The sequence below is a fragment of the Mycobacterium sp. genome (genome assembly GCF_035314665.1).
Classification (GTDB): domain Bacteria; phylum Actinomycetota; class Actinomycetes; order Mycobacteriales; family Mycobacteriaceae; genus Mycobacterium.
This window is the reverse complement of the sequence record NZ_DATFZD010000202.1, coordinates 1-4,820: the sequence shown is the minus strand read 5'-3', so window position 1 is coordinate 4,820 and position 4,820 is coordinate 1. Positions and strand designations below refer to the sequence as shown.

The following is a 4,820-nucleotide window of genomic DNA, read 5'->3' as shown; positions in this document are numbered from 1 at the left end:
CGGCCGGCGTTCGTCGTCGACGACGGCAGCTACATATCGGCGCGCTGGCCCGGCGACACCCACACCTTCGCAACTGTCTTGTCGCAGAAGCTTTGACGTCGGTACTGGGCGATAGGCAAGTTGTTAACGTGGAATGGTCTTTGAGTTGAAGCAACGCCGCAGTCGCTTGGGATGGTCATGACCGATTTGCTTGATCTTTTCCATCAGTTGGTGCGCTTTGAAACCGAGCTGTGGAACGGCGTTGATGCTCGGCTGCGCGCCAACTTCGACCTGCCGCTGAGCAGGTTGGAGCCAATGCAGGTCATCGCGCGTCATCCATCATGCCGGGTGAACGACATCGCCGAGGAACTGTCGATAACAATCGGTGGAACCAGCAAGCTTGTAGACCGCATCGAAGCCGCGGGCTACTGCGTTCGACGCGCGAATCCCGACGACGGCCGGTCCTCCGTCATCGAGCTCACCGCCGCGGGACGGCGAGTCCTGACCAAGGCCGCCAAGGCTTTTGAGGACGAACTGGAGAACCGCATCGGGTCGGCGGTCTCGGCGCGCTCGTTGCAGCAGTTGCACTCGACCATCGTCAAGCTGCGCGCTGCGAACGGGAGCGTCGACGAGGAGCAACGGAGCGCCTGACGCCGGTCTAGGCACGCCGCCGAATCAGCATTATCATTCCATGGAATGTATATCCTGCCCGTGGAGGTGCCGACGTGCTGGCAGCGTGGTACGACCGGCAGGGCCCTGCCGCTGAGGTGCTGCAGGTCGGCGAGATGCCCGACCCCGAACCGGGACCGGGTGAAGTAAGGGTTCGACTCAGGCTCTCCGGTATCAATCCAGGGGACACGAAGAAGCGGTCAGCCTCGCAGAGCAATCCGATGAGCTACCCGCGGATCATCCCGCACAGTGACGGCGCCGGTGTGATCGATGCCGTCGGCGACGGCGTGGACGTCAACCGGATCGGGCAACGGGTATGGACCTACGGCGCCCAGTCCTACCGGCCGTTCGGCACCGCAGCACAGTTGACGTGCGTGCCGGAGGCGCAGGCGGTTCCGCTTCCGGATGAAGTCTCCGACGACATCGGCGCGTGCCTCGGCATCCCGGGCATCACCGCGCATCGGGCCGTTTTCAGCGACGGGGCCGTCGCGGGCAAGACGATCCTGGTGCATGGGGTGCTGGGCTCGGTCAGTTCGCTGGCTGCTCAGCTGGCGCACTGGGCCGGAGCCACCGTGATCGGCACGGTGGTTCGCATCGGCGACCTCGAAAAGGTTGACAATGCGGCGGTTTCGCATCCCATCGCGCTCGACGACACTGATCCGGTGGCCGCCATCCGTGAACGTGCCCCCGACGGGGTGGACCGTATCGTGGATGTGGCTTTCTCCGGCAATGCCGACCTGGACGCGGCGGTGGTGGCCAATGAAGCGGTCATCGCTGCGTACGCGAGCCGCGTCGACCGACCCGAAATACCGTTCTGGCCACTGTTGTTCGCCAACGTCACATTGAGGCTGCTCGGCAGCGACGACTTCTCGCCTGAAGCCAAACAGCAGGCGGCCGCAGATTTGACCGCAGCCGCCCAAGTCGGCGCATTGAACATTCCCGTCGCGCCCGCTCACCCGCTCGCCGAGATCGCCGCAGCCCATGACCACGTCGACAAGGGGCCCCGAAATGGCCGTGTGCTGCTTGCCATCCCGGACTGAAACCGCACGGTGAAGTGCAGTCGTCCACCGAGAGCAGAACGATGTCCGATAACAGGAACAACGGGCGGCCGTTCCATAACTGTGCGATCGGTTATCCGAACCGACGGTTCATGAGTGGGAGCGGCACGTCGCCGAATGCAATGAACAATTCGCAATTGACCTGCACGATCGTGCGCAGCGAGGCCGCATCCAGCTCGGCCGGTGGCTCGGCGAACAGGCGCATCGCCGGCGGCGCGATCGCTGCAGCAGTTCTACCGGAGTGGCCTTGCGCGTTGCCGCGTCGAAGAGGGATTTTCGGGGATACGTCGCATTGACAAGGTATCCGGCCTGTGATTAGTCGCGGAATTGCTCCAGGAACCGGTCTAGCGTCTCACGGGTGAATCCGCCACCGAATGCAGCGATGCGGCCCAGCGGAATCGACGCCGCCACCCGGGCGATGTCCACGCCGAGTGCAGTGTCCAAAGTGTCGGCCATCGATGCCATGGTCGGCGCGGCGAGGGAGGCGAACAGCGGTCCGGCCGTCGGATGCGCCATAACTTCCCCGATCGTGGAATCCTCGGTCAGCGGGAGGTTCACCTTGTCACCGCTGACCTCGACGACCGTAGCGCAGCGGATGTCCTTGCTGGAACTGCCGACGTGGATCGTGTATGCGCCGCCCTCGACGATCCAGCCGTCAATACGCTCCTCCCAGTAGGCCAAGTCGTTGCGGGGGATGCGAATTGTTACCTCCGCCGTTGTCCCGGCGGCGAGGTCGATTGCTTGAAATCCCTTCAGGTCCTTAGGCACTCGCCGCACGCTCGAGCTCGGCTTCGACACATACACCTGGACGATCTCACGACCGTCACGATCACCGGTGTTAGTGACGGGAAGCATGACCAGGACGTTGTCGTCGTCGGATTCGACGTGAACCGCACCGTAGGAGAACGTGGTGTATGACAGGCCGTGACCGAAGGGGTAGGTCACGTCGATCTTGCGCGCGTCGTACCAGCGGTAACCGACGTAGATGCTCTCGCCATAGAGGACTTGGGAGTTCTCCCCGGGGAAGTTCAGAAACGAGGGCGCGTCCTCAAGGCGAACCGGAACCGTCTCCGCAAGGCGGCCAGAAGGATTGACGGTGCCGAACAACACGTCGGCGATCGCTCCACCGCCGGCTTGGCCAAGCAGACCGCCGTCGAGGATCGCTTGCGCCAGCCAGTCCACTTCGGCGAGCCTTACCGCACCTCCATGGGATAGCACCACGACGGTGCGCGGCTGCACCGCCACCACCGCCCGCAACACATGCAGCTGCTGTTCAGGCAGATCGATGTTGCTTCGATCGAACCCTTCGGATTCCTCGCGCTCGGTGAGCCCTAGGAACACGACCGCGACGTCGGCGCTGGCAGCGATCGCGGCAGCGTCGTCTCGGAGGCGATCCGCGTCCCCGTCCACACCGAAGCCAGGTGCGTAGAAGACGTCGCCGGGGGCGTGCTTTCGGATCTGCTCCAGCGGAATGTCAAGCCGGGCAGCGTTTACATGGGAACTCCCGCCGCCCTGATAGCGGGGCTGCTCGGCGAACGACCCGATGACCGCCAACGCACGGCCGGGGTCGAGCGGAAGGAGGCCGTCTTGATTCTTCAGCAGTGCGACGCAGCGCCCCGCGACCTCTCGAGCCAGGGCATGGTGGGCGTCTAGGTCGACGGGCCAAGCCCTTGGTGCACCGTCGGCGATGCGCTGCAACATGGTGAGGACATTTCGGGCTGCCGCGTCGACCGTGGCTTCGTCCAGTTTGCCCGCCTCGACCGCAGCGACGACCGCGTTATCAAGGGCGGGGTCGCCACCGGGCATCGCGAGGTCTAGCCCTGCGGCCATCGCCGACACCCGGTCACCGACCGCACCCCAGTCGCTGACGACGACGCCGTCGAATCCCCATTGGCCGCGCAGGATCTCGGTGAGCAGCCATCGGTTCTCGAATGCGTAGACACCGTTTATCTTGTTGTAGGAGCACATGACCGTCCACGGCCAAGACTCGGTGACCACTCGTTCGAAACTCTTGAGGTAGATCTCCCGTAGCGCCCGAGTGTCGACCTGAGAGTCCGAGCGCATCCGGTCGTGCTCGGCGTTGTTGGCCGCGAAGTGTTTGACCGATGCGCCGACGCCGTGGCTCTGCAATCCCCGAACCCACGCCGCGCCGAGCACACCGCTGAGATGCGGGTCCTCGGAGTAGTACTCGAAGTTGCGGCCACCACGGGGATCACGCTTGATGTTCACGCCGGGACCTAGCAATACGCCGGCACCGAGCGCGCGGGCCTCGTCGGCCAGGGCGGCGCCCACCCGCTCGACGAGTTGCGGATCCCAACTCTGGGCCAGCCCGGCAGCCGGCGGGAAACAGGTCGCCGGGGCGCTCGGGGCAATGCCGAGATGGTCGTCGGCGCCCACCTGGGCACGGACTCCGTGCGGCCCGTCGGCCAAGGCCGTGGCGGGCAACCCGGCGACCGTCTTGGTGCGCCAGAAAGAAGCGCCGCTGCCCAGGCTTGCCTTCTGGTGGAGGGTCAGGTCGTCGAGGGAATGATCATCGATCATGGTGTTGTCCCTCTCGGATCCGGCGGTGCTGTCGGTGCCCCGTGCTCGACGCAGTTCACCGTCGCTGGCGCAGTTACCGTAAGACCCCAGCCCAGCGAGGCCGCGAGCGGCAAGATCAGAACCACAAACCCGCAGGGAGACGCGAAATGAGCGTGGCATTCAAACGCACGCAACGGCAACGGTAAACCGGGCGGATTCACGCCGCTTCCGCGTCGCGCACGACCGACGCGATCGAGATGGCGGAAAGGGTGCCGCCCCAGTAGTCGGCGACGTAGAGCAGCTCATCATCACCGCTGAGCGCCACCGCTTCTGGATGGCCATCCAGTTGGACTGCGCTAATCACCGAGTTGGTGATCGTGTCGAGCACCACGACGGCGGATGACGCGAGATCGGTGACGCATGCTAGCGCGCCGTCGCGACTGAACTTCATCTGGCGCGGCATCTCCCCGGCGGGGATGATCTCCGCGATTTTGGTCGGGAAGTCGACGGCGACAAGTGACTGCATGCCGATGACGTAGACGCCGGTGCCGTCGGGCGTGACCGCCGCGGACAGCGGCGCGTCGGGGAGGCGCA

The 4,820-nt window shown here is 64.8% G+C and carries 5 protein-coding genes; 2 read left to right on the top strand and 3 right to left on the bottom strand.

Annotated elements, in window-relative coordinates; all coding sequences use genetic code 11:
- Nucleotides 1–177 precede the first annotated feature (177 nt).
- Both VKI00_RS15380 and VKI00_RS15375 read left to right on the top strand, forming a co-directional pair.
- Complete coding sequence (locus tag VKI00_RS15380; RefSeq protein WP_324438769.1) at nt 178–630, top strand: MarR family winged helix-turn-helix transcriptional regulator; 453 nt, start codon at nt 178–180, stop codon at nt 628–630.
- Nucleotides 631–704: 74 nt separating this feature from the next.
- Nucleotides 705–1,688 carry an NADPH:quinone reductase gene (locus VKI00_RS15375; protein WP_324438767.1) on the top strand — a complete coding sequence of 328 codons (984 nt, stop codon included), beginning with the start codon at nt 705–707 and terminating at the stop codon, nt 1,686–1,688.
- Nucleotides 1,689–1,779: 91 nt separating this feature from the next.
- Here the strand turns inward: VKI00_RS15375 and VKI00_RS15370 are convergent, their stop codons facing one another.
- From VKI00_RS15370 to VKI00_RS15360, 3 genes are all read right to left on the bottom strand, one after another.
- Nucleotides 1,780–1,911, bottom strand: coding sequence for a hypothetical protein (locus tag VKI00_RS15370; protein ID WP_324438765.1), 132 nt, complete (start codon nt 1,909–1,911; stop codon nt 1,780–1,782).
- 110 nt (nt 1,912–2,021) lie between these two features.
- Complete coding sequence (locus VKI00_RS15365) at nt 2,022–4,247, bottom strand: glycoside hydrolase family 3 C-terminal domain-containing protein (protein WP_324438763.1); 2,226 nt, start codon at nt 4,245–4,247, stop codon at nt 2,022–2,024.
- 196 nt (nt 4,248–4,443) lie between these two features.
- On the bottom strand, nt 4,444–4,820 hold a 377-nt coding region (locus VKI00_RS15360; RefSeq protein ID WP_414687206.1), incomplete at its 5' end, for a YncE family protein.